We start from the raw sequence: 21725 nt of genomic DNA, 5'->3' as shown, positions 1-21725 counted from the left end.
TGGAGTCCGGCGCAGGTCCGTCCAGGTAAGAGCGCCCTGGTGAGTGGGGCGCCTGCTTGGGGGGAACCCGAAATGACAGATCCCAACTTCGACGGCCTTGCGGGTCTCGAAGGCTCGGTGACCGCGGTGGCGATCATCGATCACGATGGCAACCCGAACCGCGTCCTCGACGACGAGTTCCCGTTCGACGTCACGATCGAATGGACGGTCGAGCCGCCGGCCACGGCCGTGCTGCTCGACGGCAACTGGACCGTCAAGGCGTACGCCGAATCGATGGGCCCCGGTCCCGAGGTGCTCATCGGCAGCAAGGTCGTACCGGCGAACGGCGGTCCGTCGTACGCCGCCAAGATCACCGTCCCGGCCAACACGCTGCCGCCGGACAAGGCGCCGGACTCCGGCGTGTACAAGCTCGTCGTGGTCATCACCTACCGCACCGCACTGAACGTGCTGACGGAGATGGCCGCCTTCAGCGAGGGCCCGACGTTCCTGCTCCGCGAGCCCTGAGCCTGCGGAACCGGAACACCACGGGGAGGCACGCCATCGCAGGGGGGAGCGATGGCGTGCACCTCTCGCACGAAGCATCACGTACCACCCGGGAGCGGGAATGGAACAGGATGTCTCACCAGTCACCGCACTTGTAGTCACCGCAGCCGCGGGCGATCAACAGGCGTGGCGGGAGCTCGTCGCCCGCTACGCACCCCTGCTCGTGTCGGTCATTCGCGGGTTCCGGTTGACGCCGGCCGAGACGGAGGACGTCGCACAGACGGTGTGGCTGCGGCTCGTCGAGCACCTGGACAGCCTCCAGGAGCCGCGAGCGATCCCCGGCTGGCTGGTCACGACCGCGCGCCGGGAGTCGATCCGCTACCTGTCCTCGCAACACCTCCGCAGGATGAGTGACCCGTTGAATGACGACCAGCCGCCCGTCGCCGATGTTCCCGACCCGGACGAAGGACTCGTCCGGTCCGAGCGGCACCAGGTGCTGCTCGCCGGGCTCGCCGAACTACCGAGCCGGCAACGCGAGCTGCTGTTGCTGCTCATGCAAGACCCACAGCCGTCGTACGCCGAGATCAGCCGACGCACCGGGATCCCGGTAGGAAGCATCGGGCCGACGCGGTCCCGCGCCCTCGCGCGGCTCCGCAGCACTCCAGCCGTCAGAGGGTACGTCGCATCCGAACCGACAGAAGGTGATCGACATGACGCAGCATCGTTGGGATGACGATGACCGTCTTCTCGAGGACCTCGCGGCGGCCGTCCGGGCCACCGAACCGCTGGCACAGACCATCGCCGAGCACGCCGAAGGCGCCCTGTCGTGGCGCACGATCGACGACGACCTGCTCCTGGCGAGCCTGACCTTCGACTCGTCGATGGCGTCGGCCGCCGAGGTCCGGGCCGAGTCGAATGCAGACCGGGTGCTGGTGTTCACCTCGACGCCGCTGTCCGTGGAACTGGAGGTGGTGCGCTCCGAAGTCTTCGGCCAGATCCTGCCGCCCAGCGCAGCCCAGATACGGGTCGAAACCGCAGACGGTACGACGGTTGACATCGACGTGGACGAATCGGGCTTCTTCGAGCTGCCGACGCCGCCGGCCGGCGCTATGCGGTTGCGCTGTGACACCGCTACCGGCCGCGTCGTCACGGACTGGGTGCAGTTGTGACCCGCACTCACGCACCAAGAGCGATGAAGGACTGGGAGGTCGCGTCGTCGGAATCGTGTGTCCGGGCAAGCGCTTCGGCGAGCCCGTCACCGGCCCGCAGCTGTTCGTGCAGGCGCAGCATCAGCGGAACGGTCGCGGGGTCGGACACAGGTACGACGCTCGCCACCACTCCGGCCGATCCGAGCGCCACCAACGCACTGACCAGACCGACCAGCTCGTCGGCGCCACTCGGTCCGCCGAGCGCCGAGCTGCAACTGGACAGCACCATGCGATGCGGAGCCCGCTTCAGTCGTTCGAAGTCGTACACCGTGAGCGGGCCGTCATCCAGCTCGATCGCCGAGAACAGCGGACTGTCCGCGCGGAACGTGCCGTGCGCCGCCACATGCACGAGCGACGCCCCGTCGATCGCCTCGAGCACGGCGTCGGCGGTCGCGCTGCCGTCCGCGAGCACGACAGCATCCGGATACAGCTCGGCAAGCCGCCGTACCTCTTCTCGTCCGGCCGCCAGATGCGGTCCGCCGATCAGTACGACGCGGTCCACCGGAGGAGGCTCCGCCCGCATCGCGCGTACCCACGCCGCGGCTGACGGGACCACTGACGTCGGACGGGTCCGCAACGAGGGCAGAAGACTCCATGGAACCGCATGCAGCCGACCGGTCGGTACGACGACGACCGGTTCGTCGCCCAGGTGCTGCAACGTGTCGCCCAGCAGAGCCGATTCGAGCCGCGCTCCGATCGTGTCGAGCATGAGCTCGTGCTTGCCACGCCGGGCATTCTCGCGACGGAGTGCGAACAGGGCATGCGACAGCGAATGAGTCGCCGCCGAGGTCGGCCCGATCGCCCGCAGCCGAACATGCCCGCGCGAAGCCACCACGGCGTACAACTGATCCTCAAGGTCAACAAGCTCCACCAGCGTCCGCTCACCGAGCTCTTCGAGCACCTCAGCAACCCGAAGCCGCTCACGCCGCCCGTCAATCTGACCGGGTGTGAGCAGAACCCGCTGACGCACGGCAGCCTCGAGCCGCTCGCGTTCGCGATGCAGGTGACTTCGGCCGGGCCGACGATCGTGGCCGTCCTCCATCCGTTGCGTGAGATCGCGCAGCGCGGCGAGATCTGCGACCAGTCCGTTGTCGGACTGCGGCCGTACTGGCGGAATCGCGAGCACTGTCGCGCGCCAACGCTCACTCCAGTCCAGCACCTGGCGAGCGCTGCCCTTCTCGACGGCGAACCGGAGACCGATGGCCGCGAGCTCGGCGCCCTGAGCCGTGGCGAGTGCGCGCAGCTCGGTCGCGCCCAGAGTTCGGATGTAGATCTCGATCAGGCTCAGACCTTGCCGGCAGGCAGCCAGCATGCCGCGCGGCCGGCCGTTGTCCTGGTACAGCAGGGCTTGCGCGAGCCAGCCGGCGCCGCGTGCTCGCAGGCCACGCTTCCGCGCCCTGGCCGCGACACTCAGATGGCGCACGGCCTCGGCGCTGTCGCTCCGGGCGAGCGCAATCCGGCCGGTCAGCAGATGCGCCTCGGCGGCGAGGTCGACATCGAGCGCGTCGAGCTCCGCGCTGACGCGTCGGCAAGCCTGCAAGAGCGCCGCCGTACGACGGCCACGAGTAAAGCGGGTCTGCAGCAACGCGAGCTCGGTTCGCGCCGCCCACCATGGCCGCTGCTGCCGGCGGAACAGCTTCAGTGCATCGAGGCTGCGGCGCTCGGCGAGTTCGTACGCGCCGGCCGCGTGTGCCGCAAGCCCCGCACACATCAGCAACTCGGCGTGCCGCGCGTCCGAACCACGCTGCTGCTCGTTCCGTTCGACTGCGGTGTTGATCTCGACCAGGGCCTCGTGGGTCAGACCGGCCGCCAGCAGCATCAAGCATTTGTTGGCGTACAGGTCGGGCTCGAGTACTCCGAGCTCCTCGACCAACTGCTGCGCTTCGTCGAGAATCTGCAACGCGGTCGGCAGGTCACCGCGGGCGAGGGCGGCGGCGCCACGCGCCTGCCGCGCGTCGGCGTACTCGACCTCCTGGCCGGACTTCAGGAACAGCTCCTCGCTGCGGACGAAGTCCTCGTCGGCGCGATCGACCACACCCATCGCGAGCAGCACCATCGCGCGGGTGTGAAAAGCCCGAGCCTCCCAGACCAGATCGCCGGTGTCGGCCAGCGCCTCGACCGCCCCCTCGGCATCCGCGAGTGCCTCGGCGTACCGCCCGAGCAACGCTCCGAGAACCCAGGCCCGGCGGATCAGCAGCCGGCCGGCCAGCACGCCGGTCGTGCCCGGCACGACGGCGTCGAGCGCAGCCAGCCCACGCTCGGTCTGACCACCCATCACCAGAGCCACGCCCAGCGTCGCCAGAATCTCGGACTCCCGGTCGCGATCGGTCGTCTTCCGGATCGATCGGTACGCCGCCTTGAGCTCCGCCACCGCCTCGCCGATATCGCCGAAGTCGCGATGGACGAGACCCGCCGCGTGATGGGCCGCTGCGGCCTCTGCGTCGGACGGTGTTCCTGCCAGCACCTCACGAGCGATCCTGAGGGCGTCAGCGGGCCGCGACAAAGCAAGCGCATGCAAGGCGTCAGCATCCACGGCAGTACCCGCCCTCCCCATACGCGGATCAGTCCGATCGTAATACGGGAATTTCCACCGCAGAGGAGTGCATGACATGTCAGAACAACAACGCCTCGAGGAAGCCGTAGACCTGATCCTCGAGCACGACCCACGAGCAGCCGTCTACCCACCGAGCTGGCGAGCCGACGGACGCGTCCAGTACTTCTACCGCCGGAACACGATCCTCGTCCGCACGCGGGACCTGGAGTTGGTCGAGACGACCTTGCGGCAGGACCCCTCGGACGAGTACGTCCGAAGGCATGAAGGACATACCGCCGGCCCGATCCTCCCGGAGGGGATACGGATCGAGAAGCTACCCGTGATCGCCGGGGTCACCAGAATCGACTGGTCGGACGACGTCGGCGAGCCGTACGACACCCTGAGCGTTCTCGAAGGGCTGGACGACCAACTTGGGCTCAATACGGCGACTCCGGTCCACGGTCTGTCGGTGTGTCCCAACAGCGGTCATCCATGTCCGGCCAACGATCCCGCGGCCGTCCCGTCCAAGTCCTGCGGTCCGGTGCCGCCGGTGAACGACGGGATCTGCTGTGGGACGCACGGCTGGGACGGTGACGGTGTCGTGGTGGGCGTCGTGGACGGCGGCCTGATCGAGGATGCGCCGAAGACCTGGCCCTGGATGGAGGGCGTGTACGGCGACTTCGAGGATCCGTACGACGCAAACCACATCATCAAGCCGTACGCAGGTCACGGGACCTTCGTGGCTGGTTGCGTCCGCTGTGTCGCGCCACGTGCGGAGGTCTACGTCCGTAGGGCCGAGGAGATCGCCGGGCTGGCGTACGAGGACGAGATCATCCAGAAGATGAGCGACACGCTCAATCAGGGCGCGGACATCATTGTCTGCGAGTTCGACGGGATCACGCGGCTGCACCTGCCGATGCTGACGTTCAGCGCTTTCTACGACGAGTGTCTGCGTCACGTGAACGTCGTTGTCGTCGCCCCGGCAGGCAACGACACCAGCCGGCTGCCGACGTACCCCGCGGCGTACTCGTGGGTGGTCGGGGTCGGCGCTTTGTCCGCGAACGGAACGTATCGGGCCGACTTCTCCAACTGGGGCGGCTGGGTGGACGTGTACGCACCCGGAGTGGACCTGGTCAACGCGCTCGCTGTCGGTGACTACGACACTGTCCACGACCCCAAGGAGCGACGACACCTCGACGGCCTGGTCAAGTGGAGCGGGACGTCGTTCTCGGCTCCATTGGTGGCCGGGATGATTGCTGCGCGGATGTCTGCGACCGGCGAGAACGCACCGCAGGCGGCCGAGGCGCTGCTGCGGTTCGCGCTTAGCCAGGCTGTTCGTGGAGTTGGGCCGGTGCTGCTGCCTGATCAGGTGTGCGGTACGCCGCGCGAGGCGTGCCACCACGGCTGCGATTGCGCCTGCAAATGAGTGGTGTTGTCATGAAGTATGGCCAGAACGCATCGGATGGAATGCACGGCAAGCCCAGCCGGCCTGCTGTTCGAGTGTCTTGACGGCTGCGGCCGTCGTGTCGTGGTCGACGGGGTGAGCGGAGAACTCACCATCGTCGACCACGGCGACCGAACCGCGCTGCACCAGGGGTCGAACGGAGGCGTCAAGCTCACGGCCACAAACGTCGACTGACGTGCAGCGTCTCTCAGCGGTGCGCGACGGTGAGGCTGATGACGTCGGCGGTGCCGTCGGTCGTGAAGAAGCCGAGGTGGGTGGCGGCTGTGGTGTAGCGGCGGAAGGACAGGGCTGTTTGGTTGTCGAGGATGGCTTGGCCGGTGGTTCCTTGGAGGCGGACCTGGAGGGTGTGTCGGCCGGGTGGGAGGGGGTGCGGGCGTTCCAGTTCGACGGCGTGTGGGATGTCGCCGTTAACCTGCCACTGGGCGGGGCCGGTGCGGCCTCGGGGCCAGGTGTCGAGGACCAGGCGGTTCTGTTGGGGTTCCAGGCGGAGGACGGTGGCTTGTTCGCCGTCGGGCGAGGCGTGCAGCAGGAGGCCCAGGGATTGGGTGCCTGGGGCAACGTTTACGGTGAGGTCGATGACGCAGTCGGCGGGGACCGGGTCGCCGATCCAGGCGGAGTAGCGATCAGTCGCGCCATGACCTGGCTCGGTTTCGGCGCCGTCGACGGGTTTGAGTGAGACCTGACGTACGTCGGAGTACGCCGCGCGAAGCTCCTCCGGCAGCGTGAAGGCCAGCGTGCCGTCGGCGGTTTGACGGGCTTCGAGTACGGCGAGATCGCCCGCCCATTGCCACGCACCGTCTTGTTTTGTGGGGATCCAGCCGATGAAGAAGCGGCGTCCGTTGTGTTCGACGGACTTGGCTGCGTAGAACGCCCGGCCGTCGACGGTGTCGTGGGCGGGGGCTAGCCAGGGGCCGTCCGGGTCGCGGGAGATCCGGTAGCGGGTCTGGAAGGCGTCGCTGAATTCGGAGTACACCAAGTACCACCAGTCGCCCCATTGGAAGACGTCCGGGCACTCCTGGGTGATGTATCGGTGCGGCTCCCAGAGCGGTGATGCCAGAGTCCATTGCTCCAGGTCGGTCGAGGTCAGGCGGGCGACGACACCGCACCGGCGATCCGGTCGGCCGACGTACCGCGCCGCGAGGACCATCTGCCATGGCTGATCCGGCGCCACCCTGTAAACAAAGGGATCTCGCCAGTCCTGCGGCACGAAGCCATCGGGCGCGCCGAAGGTGAGGTCAGGCAGTTTGGTCCATCGCGTCGGATCCCCGTCGCTGACGGCATGGCAGACGACCTGGAACGAGCCGTCGGCATCCCCGCGGCGCGGATTGTGGCCTGTGTAGAACAGATGCAACTGCGAGCCGTCCGCGATCACGCTCCCCGTGTAGCAGTCGAAGTCGGCAGCGTCGCGGTCGCCGGCGGGCAGCACGACGCCGTGGTCGACGTACTCCACGAAATCGGTCGTGGACACAAGCGCCCACGGCATGCCGGTCGGCTCGTCCGATCGCTCTTCCAGTAAGTAGAACAGCCAGATCCGGCCGTCATAGCTGAACGGGATGACGTCACCGACGTACCCGCTCATCGACGACGCCTCGGCGGTGCGCCGACCGACTCGCGCTCCACCAGTTCACAGTCGACGATGATCCGTTCGGGCGCTTCGTCGGGCGGGCCCAGCACGAGTTCGCCGGCGCGACGGCCGAGCATCAGGTGCGGCAACGCGGCCGTGGTCAGCCCCGGACGAACCTGGTCGGCGACATCAGGCTGATCGTCGAAGCCGACGATGCTGACGTCCTTCGGGCAGTCCAGCCCGAGAGCATGCAAGGCGAGCATCGCGCCGATCGCCATCCGGTCGTTCCCGCAGACCAAAGCGGTCGACCGGTGCTCGGTCACCACCTCGGTGGCCAGGTCGTACCCGGATCCGATCTGGTAGTTGCCGTACCGATGCACGAGGTCGGACGGACGCAGACCGGCCGCTCTGGCGGCGTCGTCGAAACCGCGGCGGCGCTCCTTGCAGGCGTAGTCGTTGCGCATGCCGCCGAGGAAGGCGACCTCGCGATGCCCGCGCTCGAAGACCGACGCTGCCGCGGCGCGACCACCGGCGTACTCGTCGGCGAGCAGGACTGTGTCGGCCTTGCCCTCCTCCGGCCAGCAGTTCACGAAGATCGTGCGGATGCCATCCAGCCGTGGGCTGCGATGCAGCGGCTTGGGCGCGAGGGACGCGTAGACGATCGCGGCGACGCCCTGCCCGACCAGGCTCGCCACAGCGTCGTCGCCCTCGCCCGGATCGCCGGTCGTGTCGACGACCATGCAGACGTAACCGGCCGGCTGGACGACTTGTTGGAGACCGAGCACGATCAGACCGGCGTACGGCTGGGAGACGATGCCGCTGGTCACGACGCCAACCGTGAACGACTTGTTCGACCGCAGCAGCTGGGCCGCCCGGTTCGGGACGAAGTCGAGCTCGGCCGCGGCCTCGAGCACGCGCCGCCGCGTCTCCTCGGCCACCGCGACGTCGCGGCGATCGTTGAGGACGAACGACACGGTGGGCTGGGACACCCCGGCGCGCTTCGCGACATCGGTCATCGTGACGCGCTTCGGCCGGCCGGCCGGCTGCTTCGCCATGGTCCCCCTTCACGGTGAGCGGCTGCGTTACCGCAGCCAATTTTCTATCACAGCTGGACCCAATACGTATTGCGCCCCACCGTACACCGCTGCTACCGTCCCGGGTCAATACGTATTGGGTGGCTGCCGGGCCACTCGAGCGGCCAAGGAGGAACCCCCATGACAGGCATCCATCCCCCCGGTGGCCCGATCGCTCGCCGTACCGTGCTGAAGGCCGGGGCGGCCGGTGGACTCGGGCTCGCAGCGCTGGCCGATCTGGCCGCCTGCGGCAACAGCGACGGCGGCTCGTCGTCGAAGTCACTCAAGATGCTGTACTTCGGAGAGCAGGCGGCGGCGACCCAGCTGCAGAACCGGTTGCAGCCGCAGATCTCCAAGCTCGACTCGACCATCAAGTTCGAGATCTCGGCCATCAACGGCACCGACTGGAACGACTTCCTGGCCAAGGTGCTGACCCAGATCGCCGCCGGGACCCCGCCCGACATCATCAGCGTCGCCACCGAGGGCCTGCAGCTGATGGCGTCCAAGGAGCTCGCGGTCCCGCTCGATGACTACGTCACCAAGGACCTGTCCGCGCTGAAGGAGTACTTCGCCGACATCCACCCCGCGCTGATCGAGTCGATGATGTACCAGGGCCACCTGTGGGAGCTGCCGGACAGCTTCAACGCCGGGAACATGTTCTACAGCACCGAGCTGTTCCAGCGGGCCGGCGTCGTACCGCCGAGCGAGGGCTGGACCATCGACGACTTCGAGTCCGCGGCGACGAAGATCGCCAAGTTCAAGGGCATCAACGCGTTCGGCTGGGTGGTCCGCCTGTGGGGCAGCTGGACGTCGTTCATGTACGCCAACAACGCGAACCTGCTCGAGGAGGGCAAGTACGACGGCGGCGACTGGCTGTGGAACAAGGCGTACGCCGGTGATCCGGCCGCCGCGGGCCGCAAGGGCGGCTGGAAATGGGGCGCGCCGACCGCGAACTCCGAGGGCACCGTCGAGGCGCTGAACTACATGATCGAGCTGACCAAGAAGGGTCTGTCGCCGTCGCCCGACGTCGGCGGCGGCGGCACGCTCCAGGGCCTGTTCGCGTCGAACCGGATCGGCATGTCGATCGGCGGCGGGTTCTGGGCCGGCGGGCTGACCAACGCCGGGATGAAGAACGGCAGCTTCGACGTACAGCTGTTCCCGAAGTGGAAGAGCCAGCGGCACCTGTTCGGCGCCGGCGGGTACGCGATCTTCAAGTCGTCGAAGAAGAAGGACCTCGCCTGGGAGGTCCTGAAGTTGCTGGTCAAGCCGGACACGTTCGACCTGGTCTTCCCGGGCAACGTGACCACGCCCGGCCGCAAGTCCCTGGTGACGGCCGCGCGGTACGCGAAGACCGGACCGAAGCACTGGTCGGTCTTCTACGACACCCTGACCAAGCACCCGGAGACGGCACCGATCCCGGCCCCGCCGTACTACAACGCACTCGCGACCGCGCTCAACCAGCGCACGACGCAGGCGATCTCGTCCGGGAACGCGAAGGCCGCGCTGGACGGATTGCAGTCCGACCTCGAGAAGGCAGCGGGGGCTAGCTGATGTCGGCCGCCGCCGCTGAGGTGCCGGCTGCCATCGCCAAACGCCGCCGGCACCCGTCTTCGCATCGGGAGGCTCCGTTCGGATTCGCGATGATCGGGCTGTCGTGTCTGTTCGTCGCGGTCTTCACCGCGATCCCGATCGTCGCGTCGCTGGGGTTGTCGTTCTTCTCCTGGGACGTCATCTCGAGTCCGCAGTTCGTCGGGGTGGAGAACTACCAGCGGCTGTTCACCGACGGTCCGGTGCTCAAGTCGTTCGGTGTGACGCTGGGTATGGCGCTGGCGATCGTCGTACTCCAGCTGACCCTCGGCCTCGCGCTCGCGGTCCTCGTCAACCAACGCAAGCTGGTGTGGATCCGGACCATCTTCCGTACTGCGTTCTACCTGCCGCTGCTGGCGTCGACCGCCGCCGTGTCGATCTTCATGGGCTACCTGTTCGACTACAAGTTCGGCGTCGTGAACTACTACCTCGGGCTGCTCGGCATCCCGAACGTACCGTGGCTGACGAGCGGTCTCGGCGCGGCCGCGACGATCGTGCTGATCGCGGTGTGGCAGCAGGTCGGGTTCACGTTCGTCCTGTTCGTCGCCTCGTTGATGTCGGTGCCCACCGACGTACTCGAGGCCGCGCAGATCGACGGGGCCGGGCCGTTGCGGACACTGTTCCGGATCAAGGTCCCGCTGATCAGCCCGACCATCCTGTTCGCCGCGGTCGTTGCCTTGATCAACGCGATGCAGCTGTTCGACCAGCCGTACATCATGACCAAGGGCGGCCCGGGGTCGGCGACCACGACGGTGACGATCTCCATGTACCAGAAGGGCTTCCAGAACCTGCAGTTCGGGTACGGCTCCGCGATCGCGATCGTGCTGCTGGCGGCGATCCTGATCATCACCGGGCTGCAGTTCCTGGCGGCACGGAAGCTGGTGTTCTACCAATGATCAACTCGACCGGAACTCTCGCGCGGATCGGCCGGATCATCGGCATCGCCGTCCTGGTCCTCGCCGCAATGGTGGCCCTCGGCCCGCTTCTCTGGACGATCACCACGTCGCTGCGGACGCCGGCCGAGGCGTTCAGCAACCCGCCGCAGTGGATCCCGTTGCACCCGGACTTCTCCAACTACAGCGCGGTGTTCGACAAGATCCCGATCGGCCGGTTCTTCTTCAACAGCGTGATCGTGACCGGGCTGATCGTGATCGGCCAGACCATCACCTGCACGTTGTCCGGCTACGCGTTCGCGATGGTCAGCTTCCCCGGCCGCTCGGTGATCTTCGGGATCTTCCTGGCCACGATGATGGTGCCGCTGCAGACGATCATCATCCCGGTGTTCGTGATCATCCGGTACCTCGGTCTGTCGGACAGCCCGCTGTCGCTGGTGGTCTCGGCACTCGGCAGCGCGTTCGGCACGTTCCTGATGCGCCAGTACTTCATGCAGATGCCGAAGGAACTGGGAGAGGCGGCCCGGATCGACGGCGCCGGCCACTTCCACACCTTCCTGCTGATCTACGCCAAGATGGCCGGGCCGGCGATCGCCACGCTCGCGATCCTGAATTTCTCCGGCTTCTGGGCGGAGTTCTACCGGCCGCTGATCTTTCTGCAGACCCAGGACAACTTCACGCTGCCGCTGGGCCTGGTCGGCCTGCAGGGCAACCTCGGCACCGGTTCGATCTCGGTGGTGCTGGCCGGCGTGGTGCTTGCGATCCTGCCGAGCGTAGTGCTGTTCATCTTCGCCCAGCGGTACTTCATCGCAGGCATCACGGCAGGAGCTTCACGGTGACCCAGACCCGATCCGCACACCGGTCGACCGGGACGGTGGCACACCTCCGTCCCAGGTACCACGTCCGGCCGCCCAGCGGATACCTCAACGACCCGAACGGGCCGATCGAGCTCGGTAGCGACGTACACCTGTACTTCCAGTCGCGGCCGACGCTCGATCTGCAGGCACCGGTCGAATGGGGACATGCCACCTCGCCCGACTACGTGCGCTGGACGCTGCATCGGCCCGCGATGGCGCCGCAGCCGGGTGGGCCGGACACCGACGGATGCTGGTCCGGCAACACCGTGATGGACGACGGCCGGATCCGGGCCTTCTACTCCGGGCGCGTAGACAGCAGCCCGTACCAGTCCGTCCTCACGGCTGTGTCGGACGACGGCGGCGCGTCGTTCGGACCGGCGCATCAGGTGGTTCCGGATCCGGCCGAAGCCGTCATGTTCCGGGATCCCTTTGTCTGGAAGGAGAACGGGACCTGGTGGATGGTGGTCGGCGCCGGGTACGTCGATCGCGGTGCCAGCCTCGCGCTGTATCGATCACCTGATCTGTCGGAGTGGACGGCAGTCGACCCGCTCGCCGAGCTCCATCGCACCCGGGTGGGCGGGGAGGACACCGGGTCGGCGTGGGAATGCCCGCAGGTGCTGACGATCGACGGCCGGCGGATCGCCGTGGCTGCTTCGTGGTCGCCTGAGGGCGGGCCGGGCGAGGTGCTGTCGTTCGATGTCGACGCACCACCTGCCCCGCAGCGCGTGGATCACGGCACCGACTTCTACGCGGCGTCGGCGATGCGCGAGAGCCGGTTCGGTCCGCTGCTGTTCGGCTGGCTGCCGGAAGGACGAGACCGTCCGGGCTGGAACGACGGGTGGGCCGGGGTGATCTCGCTCCCCCGCAGGGTCTGGCTGGGAGCGGACTCGTCGCTGCGGAGTGCGCCCGTACCGACGATGGATACGCTCCGGACGGATTCGCCCGGCAGCACTGCTCAGCTCGAGATCGTCGTACCGGACGCCTCAGGACGCGTCGTCGTGCATTTCAGCGACGAGGAGTACTTGACCTTCGAGCTGGACGCCGACACGTTCGCGATTGACCGGAGCCACGCGAGCGTTGCGCCGTACGCGCACGGTGGGCGGATGGAGGTGGCGGACGCCTTCGATCCAGCGTCGGACCGGCCGGCGGCCCGGATCTTCCTCGACGGGTCAGTGGTCGAGGCCTTCACCAGCGCGGGGCGCGTGCTCAGCACGCGCGTCTACCCGACCGCCCCGCCCCCGTGGCGGATCGAGGCCCCAGCAAACACGCAGTGCTGGGGCCTCGCTCGCTGATGGAACTACTCGCTGACTTCCTGGTCGTAATGCGTGGTGAGCGAGACGTGGTCCACGCCGTTGAAGACGGCCCCCGGGATCGCGCCGTAGTTCGTCATGGCGGTCGCGGTGCCGTTGAACTTGCTGAACGCGTACTGATTGCCGGTCTGCGTGGCGTTGTCGACGGCAGTCACCAGGGTGCCGCCGCGGGTGCCGCAGCCCTGGGCGACGAGCGACTCGTACTTGTCGAAGCCCGAAGCGCGGATCAGCTTCATCACCGGCTTCGCGCCGGCCGCGATCGGGATGTGCGCCGTCCAGAGCGCACCGGTGGTGGTGGTCATCAGCAGCGTGTCGTACGTCGCGGTCTCGCTGATCACCGTCATCGTCTTGAAGCCTTTGAAGCCCGGGATGGGGCCGAGTGCCTTGAAGCCCGCGCCGACGATCTGGTAGCGGTACAGGCTGTTGTTGGTGTTCAGGCCGTACAGGTACGCGTGCCGGGGGTTCGCGACGCTGTAGTTGGAGGTGGCGATGGTCTTGAAGCTGGTCCAGCCCGTGCCGACCTTCTTGAACGTCGGGACCGGCGGCTTGGCGTCCGGCAGGTACGTCGTCTGGCGGTACAGGCTCGAGCCCTGCAGCATCAGGCCGTAGTAGTAATACTGCGTGCCGGAAGCGTTCACCGCGCCGTACCAGGTCGCGTTGGCCCGGGTGGCGACGTAGTTGAATGGCTCGAACGATTCCGCGAACGGAGTCGCGCCGGCCGTCACGTCGATCTCCTGCATGGTGCCCGCGGCCGTCGGCACGCCGACGGTGTTGATGCACGGGCCACCGACGGCCAGTGCCTTCACGGCCCCCGGGTGGGCGACCTTGTCAGAGAAATAGGGCTTCGGGTCGGTCTTTCCGGCGAAGGCCGGAACCGACGAGACAGATGCGCCCAGCAGGCCTATTCCGGCCAGTGCGAGCGCAAAGCGCTGCAACTTCATAGGAGTTCCCCCTCCGTTTGGTCTCGAGAAACTCGAGATCGCGCTGACTATAGCGGAGGGAAAGGATCAGTAGTGCATAGATTGCAGGTTGATGCAAATCCGTGAGCCCGACGCCCTCCAGTCCGTCAACTGGAGGGCGCCGGAGCTGGTCAGGCCCGGGTCCGGCGGCGCCAACCGGCCGCCGCGACCAGGCCTAGGCCTCCTGCGATCAGGGCCAGAACCGCCAGCAGCAGGCCGAGACCGACCGGGCTACCGGTATCGCCGAGTTCGCCGCCTGGTGCGTGGCCACCCCAAGTCCCCGTTCTCTCGACAGTCGCCCGCAAGGCATACCACAGAAAACACCCCAGAGTAACCAACCAACTACCCCCCGTGGCAACCAATTGTTGCCAATGGCACGTAGTTGATCCCCCACGCGGTGCGGGAGGCTTCCTAGACGACGGGTGCCGGAGTGGCTTGTACGACGTCGGTGCGGGTTACGCCGGGGGCCAGCTCGACGAGGCGGAAGGTGCCGTCGGCAACGTCCAGCACGGCCAGATCGGTGATTACCCGGTCGACTACGCGGCGGCCGGTGAGCGGGAGGGTGCAGGAGGGGAGGAGTTTGGGGTCGCCTTTGCGGGTGAGGTGTTCCATCAGGACGACGACGCGGCGTGCGCCGGAGACCAGGTCCATCGCGCCGCCCATGCCTTTCACGACGGCGCCGGGGACCATCCAGTTCGCGAGGTCGCCGGCCGCGGAGACCTGCATTCCGCCGAGGATCGCGACGTCGACGTGCCCGCCGCGGATCATGGCGAAGCTGGTGGACGAGTCGAAGTACGACGCTCCCGGTACGACGGTGACGGTCTGCTTGCCGGCGTCGATCAGGTCCGGGTCGACCTCGTCCTCGTACGGGAACGGGCCGACGCCGAGCACCCCGTTCTCCGCCTGCAGGGTGACGGACGAGCCGGCAGGCAGGTGGTTGGGGACGAGGGTCGGCAGTCCGATGCCGAGGTTCACGTACTCGCCGTCATTCAGCTCCGCCGCCGCGCGGGCGGCCATCTCGTCTCGGGTCCACGGCATGTCAGGCCTCCGGTCGCGGGCGGGTCGTACGCTTCTCGATGCTCTTCTCCGCGGCCTGCTCAGGAGTGAGCGGTACGACGCGTTGCACGAACACGCCGGGCAGATGGATCGCATCGGGATCAAGCGCTCCGACCTCGACGACCTGCTCGGCCTCGACGATCGTCAGGCGGCCGGCCATCGCGGCGACCGGGTTGAAGTTGCGCGCGGCGGCGTGGAAGACGCAGTTCCCGGCGCGATCGGCGACGGCGGCGCGGACCAGCGCGACGTCGGTGACGATCGCCTCCTCAAGCACCATCTCCCGGCCCTGGATCGTGCGAACCTCCTTGGCCGGCGATGCAACCGCGACGGTTCCGTCCGAGGCATACCGCCATGGCAACCCGCCCTCCGACACCAACGTCCCCACGCCGGTCGGAGTGAAGAACGCACCGATCCCAGCGCCGCCGGCCCGTAACCGCTCGGCCAGCGTGCCCTGCGGAGTGAGCTCGACGGTCAACTCCCCCGCGAGGTACTGACGCGCGAACTCCTTGTTCTCCCCGACATACGACGCGATCACCCGACTGATCCGCCCCTGTTCCAGTAGAAGTCCGAGCCCCGCGCCGTCGACACCGCAGTTGTTCGACACCACGGTCAGATCCCGCGCACCCTGGTCGAGCAACGCCCCGATCAGGAACCACGGGATGCCGGCCAGACCGAATCCACCGACCGCCAGACTGCTCCCGTCCGGGATGTCAGCGACCGCGTCGGCGGGTGTCGCGAAGACCTTGTCCACGCTCATTCGTTGTCCTCCTGAAGGTGGGCGATGACTGCCGGCGTCACTAGGTCGGGTCGTTCGGCGGTGGCCAGGTGAGCGGCGTCAGGTACGACGAGAAGTTTGCCGTGGGCAACTGACGTGGCGATCCGCTCGAGCTGCCACGGCGGAGTGGCCGGATCGTCGCGACCGGCGATCGCGAGCGTCGGCGCGGTGATCGCGGGGAGGTCGTCGATCAGGTCCAGCCTGGCGATCGCCTCGCAGCACGCGGCGTACCCGTCGGCCGGCGTAGAGGCAACCATCTCTTCACACGCAGCCCGGACCTCCGGATGCTCAACCAGCCAGCCCGGTGTGAACCACCGTCGTACGACGGCCTCCGCCACGGCAGCCGCACCCTTCGCGCGGACGAGCTCGGCTCGGTCAGTCCAGCCGCTCAAGGGATCGAGGCGGGCGCCGGTGCAGAGTACGACGAGGCGGTCGACGCGGGACGGGTTGCGAGCGGCCAGGCGCAGGCCGGTCATGCCGCCTAGCGAAAGTCCGACGAAGTGGGCGCGCTCGATCGCAAGGTCGTCGAGCAACGCGACGACGTCGTCGGCGAGGTCGTCGATCGTGTACGGGCCTGGTGGGACCGGGGATCGTCCGTGGCCGCGGGTGTCGAAGCGGACGTCCCGGAAGTGCTGCTCCAGGTCGGCGAGGTTCGCGTCCCACATCTCCCACGTAGCGCCGAGCGAGTTCGCCAGCACGACGGTCGGGGCGTCACGCCGGCCGCTGACAACATGCGTCATCTGACGGCCTCGAAGACGGCGGCGATGCCTTGGCCGCCGCCGATGCAGATGGTTTCCAGGGCGTAGCGGCCGTTGCGGCGGTGGAGTTCGTGGGAGAGAGTGGCGAGGATGCGGGCTCCGGTGGCGCCTAGCGGATGGCCGAGGGAGATGCCTGAGCCGTTGGGGTTGAGGCGGTCGTCGGTGGGGTCGAGCTTCCATTCGCGCAGGCAGGCGAGGACCTGGGCGGCGAAGGCTTCGTTGAGCTCGATCAGGTCGAGGTCGTCGAGGGTGAGGTCGGCGCGGGCGAGGGCTGCCGCGGTGGCGGGGACCGGGCCGATGCCCATCACCTCGGGCCCTACGCCCGCGACGGCCCACGAGCGGAGGGCGACCAACGGACGGAGACCGCGCCGCTCGGCCTCTTCGCGCGTGGTGACCACGCAGACCGCAGCACCATCGTTCTGCCCACTCGCGTTGCCTGCGGTGACGGTCGCGTCGGCGTCGCTCTTGAGCATCACCGGCCGAAGACCAGCAAGCCCTTCGAGCGAGGTGTCGGCCCGCGGGTGCTCATCGACGGCAACCAGCGCGGGGCCGCCGCGGCGGGTGGGGACTTCCACCGGGATCAGTTCGTCGGCGAAGCGGCCCGCGGCTTGGGCGGCGATGGCGCGTTGGTGGGAGCGGAGTGCCAACTCGTCCTGTTCCTCGCGGCTGATGCCGTACTCGCGGCGCAAGTTCTCGGCGGTTTCGAGCATTCCGCCGGGGACCGGGTGGTGCTTGCCGCCGGCGGTTTCGCGGGCTCGGATCAGCCTGTCGTTCAGCTCGACGTTGCCGCGTACGCCGGTGCGCAGACCGAGCGCGTAGTGCTCGACCTGCGACATCGATTCGGTGCCTCCAGCAACTACCAGACGAGCCGCGCCGGTCGCCACCATGCCGGCGGCGTACAACACGGCCTGCAGACCGGAGCCACACCGACGGTCGATCTGCACACCCGGCACCGACACCCCGAGCCCGGCGTCGAGCGCGGCGATCCGGCCGATCGCAGGCGCTTCGCCGTTCGGGTAGCACTGACCGAGGATGACGTCGTCGACATCACCTTCGCCCAGACCGGTACGCCGGACCAGCTCCGTGAGCGCGGCGGTGGCGAGGTCGGCGGCCGACAGCGTGGACAGTGCCCCGCCGAAGCGGCCCACCGGCGTACGGATCGGCTCGCAGATCACCACATCGCTCATGCCCTCGACGGTAGGCCGTACGGACCGATATGGAGAAATACTCATTTACGCTCGATCAAGACTCTGAGAGTATGAATCGTGGAGCTGCGTCATCTGCGGTACTTCGTCGCCGTCGCCGAGGAGCGGCACTTCGGTCGCGCGGCGGCCCGCCTGCACATGGCCCAGCCACCGCTGTCGCAGCAGATCCGTCAGCTCGAGGGCGAGCTCGGCCTGGAGCTCCTCAGAAGGACGACGCGGCGGGTCGAGCTGACCGCGGCCGGTGAGGCGTACCTGGTCAGAGCCCGGCAGATCATCAGGGCGGTGTCGTCGGCCGCCGGCGAGGCGCAGCGGGTGGCGGCCGGCCTGCAGGGGCGGTTGGTGATCGGGTGCGTGGGCTCGGCGACGTACAGCCTGTTGCCGCAGTTGGTGCGGACGCTGCGCGAGGAGCTGCCGGATATCGAGGTGGCGGTGCAGGGCGAGATGCTTGCGCCCGACCAGGCGCGGGCGCTGGTGGACGGGCGGATCGACCTCGGACTCCTCCGGCCGCCGGTCGACGACGATTCCCTGCAGGTCGAGGTACTGCGGGCCGATCGGCTGATCGTGGCGGTGCCGGACGGGCATCGCCTGGCTGCGCGACGTCGGGTGCGGCTCAAAGAGCTGGCCGACGAGGACTTCGTGATCCACGCGGGCGGTGGGCGGTCGGTGATGCACGACACCGTGCTCGCGCGCTGCCGGGCGGCCGGGTTCGAGCCGCGGGTTCGGCACGAGGTGGCGGAGACCTCTACGTTGGTGACCTTCGTGGCAGCCGGTCTCGGGATCGCGGTGGTGCCGGCGCCGGTCGCGGAGCTGATGGTCCCGGGCGTCGCCTATCGCGCCCTCAGCGGGCAGGCGACGGTCGAGCTGGCAGCGGCGACGAGGGCCGGAGACGAGGCGCCCCATCTGCAACGCGCACTCGCCGTCCTTGCCGGGCTAGTTCAGTAGAAGCCGTCGCGAGCGTGCGCGTCGAGGCGGCGCGTGCCACCCAGCAGGCGGAGATCCTCGGCGATCGCCGCCGCGGTCTCCTGCATCAGCGGGATGACCTTCTCGACGATCTGACTCTCGGTGCGACGTCCGACAGTTGTCGAGTACGCGAGGGCCGCGAGTACGGCGCCATCCGGCGTACGGACCGGGACAGCCGCTGACAGCAGACCGTCCTCGAGCTCGGACTCGACGACGGCGTACCCGTCCTGCCGCACCTGATGCAGCGCGTCGCGAAAGATCGTCGGGTCGGTGATCGTGCGCTGCGCCAGCCGCGGCAACCCGGCCGACAGCACCGCGTCCACGACCGACGCATCAGCCCATGCGGTCAGCACACGCCCCATCGAGGTCGCGTACGCCGGCACCCGGCTTCCCACGTCGACGGAGACCGCCATGATCCGGCGGACCTGGACGCGGGCGACGTACACGACATCGGTCCCGTCGAGCTGTGCGAGTGACGCCGACTCCTGCGTCTCCTCGGCCAGCCGGAGCAGATGCGGTTGCGCGGTCTCCACGAAGGTGTGCGTCGCGGCGTAGTGCTGCCCGATCGTCAGGACCCGCGGCGTCAGCGTCCACCGGCTGCCGACAGCGGCGACGTACCCCAGCTTCTGCAAGGTCAGCAGGATCCGGCGTACGGCGGGACGCGACAGCCCGGTCGCCGTCGCGACCTCGGCCAGCGTCGGGCTCGGCCGGTCGGCGTCGAACGCGAGCAGTACGGCGAATCCGCGCTCGATGCTCTGCACGTAATCGCGCTCGCTCCCCTCCCCAACCATGCGGGCCATCCTTCCACGGAAAGTTGTTGAGCCCTTGACAGTCGCCGCCGAGGGCTCCACTGTCTTGTCGTACGCCAGGCGTACTTGCTGTACGCAGAGCGTACATCCGAAAGAGGTGACGCAGATGGACTCGCGAGAACTCCGGAACGCGTTCGGCCAGTTCGCCACCGGCGTGACCGTGGTGACCTGCACCAGCGAAGAGGGCAGGCCGCACGGCGCGACCGTGAACGCCTTCACCGCCGTCTCGCTCGAGCCCGCGCTCGCGCAGGTCACGCTCGGCCGCACGTCGAAGGCGTGCCAGTACCTCGACGGCAAGCCGTTCGCGATCAACGTGCTCGCCGACGACCAGCTCGACGTCGCCTGGCATTTCGCCGGGCGTCCCATCCAATCGCCAGACCGCGCGCCCGGCTGGGTCGACGGTCCCCTCGCTCCGCTGCTCGAAGGCGCGGCCACGACGATCTCGTGCCGGCCGTGGCGGACCTACGACGGCGGCGACCACCTGATCGTGATCGGTGAGGTGGACGCGGTCGACATCACCGCCCGGGACCCGCTGCTGTTCCACGGCGGCCGGTTCCGCAACCTCGGTCCGGTCGAGACCCATTGGTCGGGATCGCTGGACTGCCCCGAGCGCGGCTGGTTCGACGCCGCGGCCGTCTTCACCCCGCTTGCCCTTGCCTGAAAGGACTTTTCATGACCACGACTGTCGAGCCGCAGACCACGACCAAGCGCCCGATGACGGGAGCGGAGTACCTGGACTCGATCCGCGACGACCGCGAGATCTGGATCTACGGCGAACGCGTCAAGGACGTCACCGAGCACCCGGCGTTCCGCAACCCGGCCCGGATGACCGCCCGGCTCTACGACGCCTTGCACGATCCCGCCACCAAGGACGAGATCACCGTCCCGACCGACACCGGCAACGGCGGATACACGCACGCGTTCTTCCGTACGCCGCACAGCGTCGAGGACCTGCAGAGCTCGCGCCGCGCGATCGAGCACTGGGCCCGGCAGACCTGGGGCTGGATGGGCCGCAGCCCCGACTACAAGGCCAGCTTCCTCGGCACGCTGGGCGGGAACACCGACTTCTACGCGCCGTACGAGGAGAACGCGAAGCGCTGGTACAAGGAGTCGCAGGAGAAGGTCCTGTACTGGAACCACGCGATCATCAACCCGCCGGTCGACCGCAACCTGCCGCCGGACGAGGCCGGTGACATCTTCATGCGGGTCGAGAAGGAGACCGACGCGGGCGTGATCGTGTCCGGCGCGAAGGTGGTGGCGACCGGTTCGGCGATCACCAACTACAACTTCATCGCGCACTACGGGCTGCCGATCAAGAAGAAGGAGTACGCACTGATCTGCACGGTCCCGATGAGCGCCCCTGGTGTGAAGCTCATCTGCCGGCCGTCGTACACCATGCAGGCCGACGTGATGGGCAGCCCGTTCGACTACCCGCTGTCGAGCCGGCTGGACGAGAACGACACGATCTTCGTCTTCGACAAGGTGCTGGTGCCGTGGGAGAACATCTTCCTGTACGGCGATGTCGACAAGATCAACGGCTTCTTCCCGCAGTCCGGGTTCATCCCGCGGTTCACGTTCCACGGCTGCATCCGGTTGTCGGTCAAGCTCGACTTCATCGCCGGATTGTTACTCAAGGCCCTCGAATGCACCGGCAGCAAGGACTTCCGCGGTGTACAGACCCGGGTCGGCGAGGTGATCGGCTGGCGCAACCTGTTCCGCTGCATGGCCGACGCGATGGCGCTGAACCCGGACCCGGGACCGAACGGGACCGTGCTGCCGAAGCTCGACTACGGGCTGATCTACCGGCAGTTCATGATCACCGGATACCCGCGGGTGAAGGAGATCATCCAGCAGGATGTTGCCTCCGGCCTCATTTACCTCAACTCCAGCGCCGTGGACTTCAAGACGCCTGAGGTCCGGCCTTATCTGGACCGCTTCGTCCGCGGTTCAGGAGGGTACGACGCCGTCGAGCGCACCAAGCTGATGAAGGCGCTGTGGGATTCGGTCGGCACGGAGTTCGGCGGACGGCACGAGCTGTACGAGCGGAACTACTCCGGCAACCACGAAAACGTGAAGGCCGAGATCCTGTTCGCCGCCGAAGCGCAGGGCGAGACCGCCGCGATGAAGGGCTTCGCCGAGACCATGCTCGCGGAGTACGACCTGGACGGCTGGACCGTCCCCGACCTGATCAACCCGACCGACGTCAGCCGGATCCTGAACCGCTGAAGGA

The 21725-nt window shown here is 67.9% G+C and carries 21 protein-coding genes; 12 read left to right on the top strand and 9 right to left on the bottom strand.

Features of this window, described 5'->3' with window-relative positions:
* The first annotated feature begins 72 nt into the window (after positions 1-72).
* The 3 genes from EV645_RS16485 (at position 73) to EV645_RS16475 (ending at position 1652) form a co-directional block, all read left to right on the top strand.
* Positions 73-504, top strand: coding sequence for a hypothetical protein (locus EV645_RS16485; protein ID WP_130444646.1), 432 nt, complete (start codon positions 73-75; stop codon positions 502-504).
* A gap of 100 nt (positions 505-604) precedes the next feature.
* A complete protein-coding gene (locus tag EV645_RS16480) occupies positions 605-1216 on the top strand; it encodes an RNA polymerase sigma factor (RefSeq protein ID WP_130444644.1) in 612 nt (203 codons plus the stop codon).
* Entirely contained in the window at positions 1194-1652 is a 459-nt protein-coding gene (locus EV645_RS16475) for a hypothetical protein (protein ID WP_130444642.1), read from the top strand. Before EV645_RS16480 ends, EV645_RS16475 begins: the two co-directional genes overlap by 23 nt.
* Positions 1653-1659: 7 nt before the next feature.
* Here the strand turns inward: EV645_RS16475 and EV645_RS16470 are convergent, their stop codons facing one another.
* Positions 1660-4224 (bottom strand): CHAT domain-containing protein, encoded by a 2565-nt coding sequence (locus EV645_RS16470; protein WP_157997083.1) that lies wholly within the window; start codon positions 4222-4224, stop codon positions 1660-1662.
* Positions 4225-4300: 76 nt separating this feature from the next.
* Here EV645_RS16470 and EV645_RS16465 point away from each other — a divergent pair, with 76 nt between their 5' ends.
* Entirely contained in the window at positions 4301-5650 is a 1350-nt protein-coding gene (locus EV645_RS16465; protein WP_130444638.1) for a S8/S53 family peptidase, read from the top strand.
* 36 nt (positions 5651-5686) lie between these two features.
* Positions 5687-5863, top strand: coding sequence for a hypothetical protein (locus EV645_RS41890; RefSeq protein WP_157997082.1), 177 nt, complete (start codon positions 5687-5689; stop codon positions 5861-5863).
* 13 nt (positions 5864-5876) lie between these two features.
* On the opposite strand, the gene EV645_RS16460 is transcribed toward EV645_RS41890, so the two are convergent.
* Both EV645_RS16460 and EV645_RS16455 read right to left on the bottom strand, forming a co-directional pair.
* Positions 5877-7268, bottom strand: coding sequence for a glycoside hydrolase family protein (locus EV645_RS16460; RefSeq protein ID WP_130444636.1), 1392 nt, complete (start codon positions 7266-7268; stop codon positions 5877-5879).
* Entirely contained in the window at positions 7265-8308 is a 1044-nt protein-coding gene (locus EV645_RS16455; protein WP_130444634.1) for a LacI family DNA-binding transcriptional regulator, read from the bottom strand. Before EV645_RS16455 ends, EV645_RS16460 begins: the two co-directional genes overlap by 4 nt.
* Positions 8309-8467: 159 nt before the next feature.
* On the opposite strand from EV645_RS16455, the gene EV645_RS16450 reads away from it, so the two are divergent.
* The 4 genes from EV645_RS16450 to EV645_RS16435 are packed head-to-tail and all read left to right on the top strand — an operon-like array spanning position 8468 to position 12955.
* On the top strand, positions 8468-9877 hold the full coding sequence (locus EV645_RS16450) for an ABC transporter substrate-binding protein (protein ID WP_130444632.1): 1410 nt from the start codon (positions 8468-8470) through the stop codon (positions 9875-9877).
* Positions 9877-10809 (top strand): carbohydrate ABC transporter permease, encoded by a 933-nt coding sequence (locus EV645_RS16445; RefSeq protein ID WP_242000459.1) that lies wholly within the window; start codon positions 9877-9879, stop codon positions 10807-10809. The genes EV645_RS16450 and EV645_RS16445 overlap by 1 nt, the downstream gene beginning before the upstream one ends.
* Complete coding sequence (locus EV645_RS16440) at positions 10806-11645, top strand: carbohydrate ABC transporter permease (protein ID WP_130444630.1); 840 nt, start codon at positions 10806-10808, stop codon at positions 11643-11645. The genes EV645_RS16445 and EV645_RS16440 overlap by 4 nt, the downstream gene beginning before the upstream one ends.
* Complete coding sequence (locus EV645_RS16435) at positions 11642-12955, top strand: glycoside hydrolase family 32 protein (RefSeq protein ID WP_130444628.1); 1314 nt, start codon at positions 11642-11644, stop codon at positions 12953-12955. Before EV645_RS16440 ends, EV645_RS16435 begins: the two co-directional genes overlap by 4 nt.
* A gap of 5 nt (positions 12956-12960) precedes the next feature.
* Here EV645_RS16435 and EV645_RS16430 read toward each other — a convergent pair whose 3' ends face one another.
* The 5 genes from EV645_RS16430 to EV645_RS16410 all read right to left on the bottom strand — a co-directional run bounded on the left by EV645_RS16430 (position 12961) and on the right by EV645_RS16410 (position 17708).
* Entirely contained in the window at positions 12961-13914 is a 954-nt protein-coding gene (locus EV645_RS16430) for a hypothetical protein (RefSeq protein ID WP_130444626.1), read from the bottom strand.
* A gap of 429 nt (positions 13915-14343) precedes the next feature.
* Positions 14344-14970, bottom strand: a complete 627-nt coding sequence (locus EV645_RS16425; protein WP_130444624.1) for a CoA transferase subunit B — start codon at positions 14968-14970, stop codon at positions 14344-14346.
* Position 14971: 1 nt separating this feature from the next.
* Positions 14972-15745 (bottom strand): CoA transferase subunit A, encoded by a 774-nt coding sequence (locus tag EV645_RS16420; protein WP_130444622.1) that lies wholly within the window; start codon positions 15743-15745, stop codon positions 14972-14974.
* Complete coding sequence (gene pcaD, locus EV645_RS16415; protein WP_130444620.1) at positions 15742-16503, bottom strand: 3-oxoadipate enol-lactonase; 762 nt, start codon at positions 16501-16503, stop codon at positions 15742-15744. Before pcaD ends, EV645_RS16420 begins: the two co-directional genes overlap by 4 nt.
* A complete protein-coding gene (locus EV645_RS16410; protein ID WP_130444618.1) occupies positions 16500-17708 on the bottom strand; it encodes an acetyl-CoA C-acetyltransferase in 1209 nt (402 codons plus the stop codon). Before EV645_RS16410 ends, pcaD begins: the two co-directional genes overlap by 4 nt.
* A 78-nt stretch (positions 17709-17786) precedes the next feature.
* On the opposite strand from EV645_RS16410, the gene EV645_RS16405 reads away from it, so the two are divergent.
* Positions 17787-18668 (top strand): LysR family transcriptional regulator, encoded by an 882-nt coding sequence (locus EV645_RS16405; RefSeq protein WP_130444616.1) that lies wholly within the window; start codon positions 17787-17789, stop codon positions 18666-18668.
* Here EV645_RS16405 and EV645_RS16400 read toward each other — a convergent pair.
* Positions 18662-19477 carry an IclR family transcriptional regulator domain-containing protein gene (locus EV645_RS16400; RefSeq protein WP_242000458.1) on the bottom strand — a complete coding sequence of 272 codons (816 nt, stop codon included), beginning with the start codon at positions 19475-19477 and terminating at the stop codon, positions 18662-18664. The genes EV645_RS16405 and EV645_RS16400 overlap by 7 nt on opposite strands.
* A gap of 124 nt (positions 19478-19601) precedes the next feature.
* On the opposite strand from EV645_RS16400, the gene EV645_RS16395 reads away from it, so the two are divergent.
* Both EV645_RS16395 and EV645_RS16390 read left to right on the top strand, forming a co-directional pair.
* Positions 19602-20156: a flavin reductase family protein gene (locus EV645_RS16395; RefSeq protein ID WP_130444612.1), complete on the top strand. Its 555-nt coding sequence runs from the start codon at positions 19602-19604 to the stop codon at positions 20154-20156.
* A gap of 11 nt (positions 20157-20167) precedes the next feature.
* Entirely contained in the window at positions 20168-21721 is a 1554-nt protein-coding gene (locus tag EV645_RS16390; RefSeq protein WP_130444610.1) for a 4-hydroxyphenylacetate 3-hydroxylase family protein, read from the top strand.
* Positions 21722-21725: the final 4 nt, after the last annotated feature.

This window comes from Kribbella rubisoli, assembly GCF_004217145.1.
GTDB classification, from domain to species: Bacteria; Actinomycetota; Actinomycetes; order Propionibacteriales; family Kribbellaceae; genus Kribbella; species Kribbella rubisoli.
The sequence above is the reverse complement of the archived record's forward strand: the minus strand, read 5'-3'. Positions and strand labels throughout refer to the sequence as shown.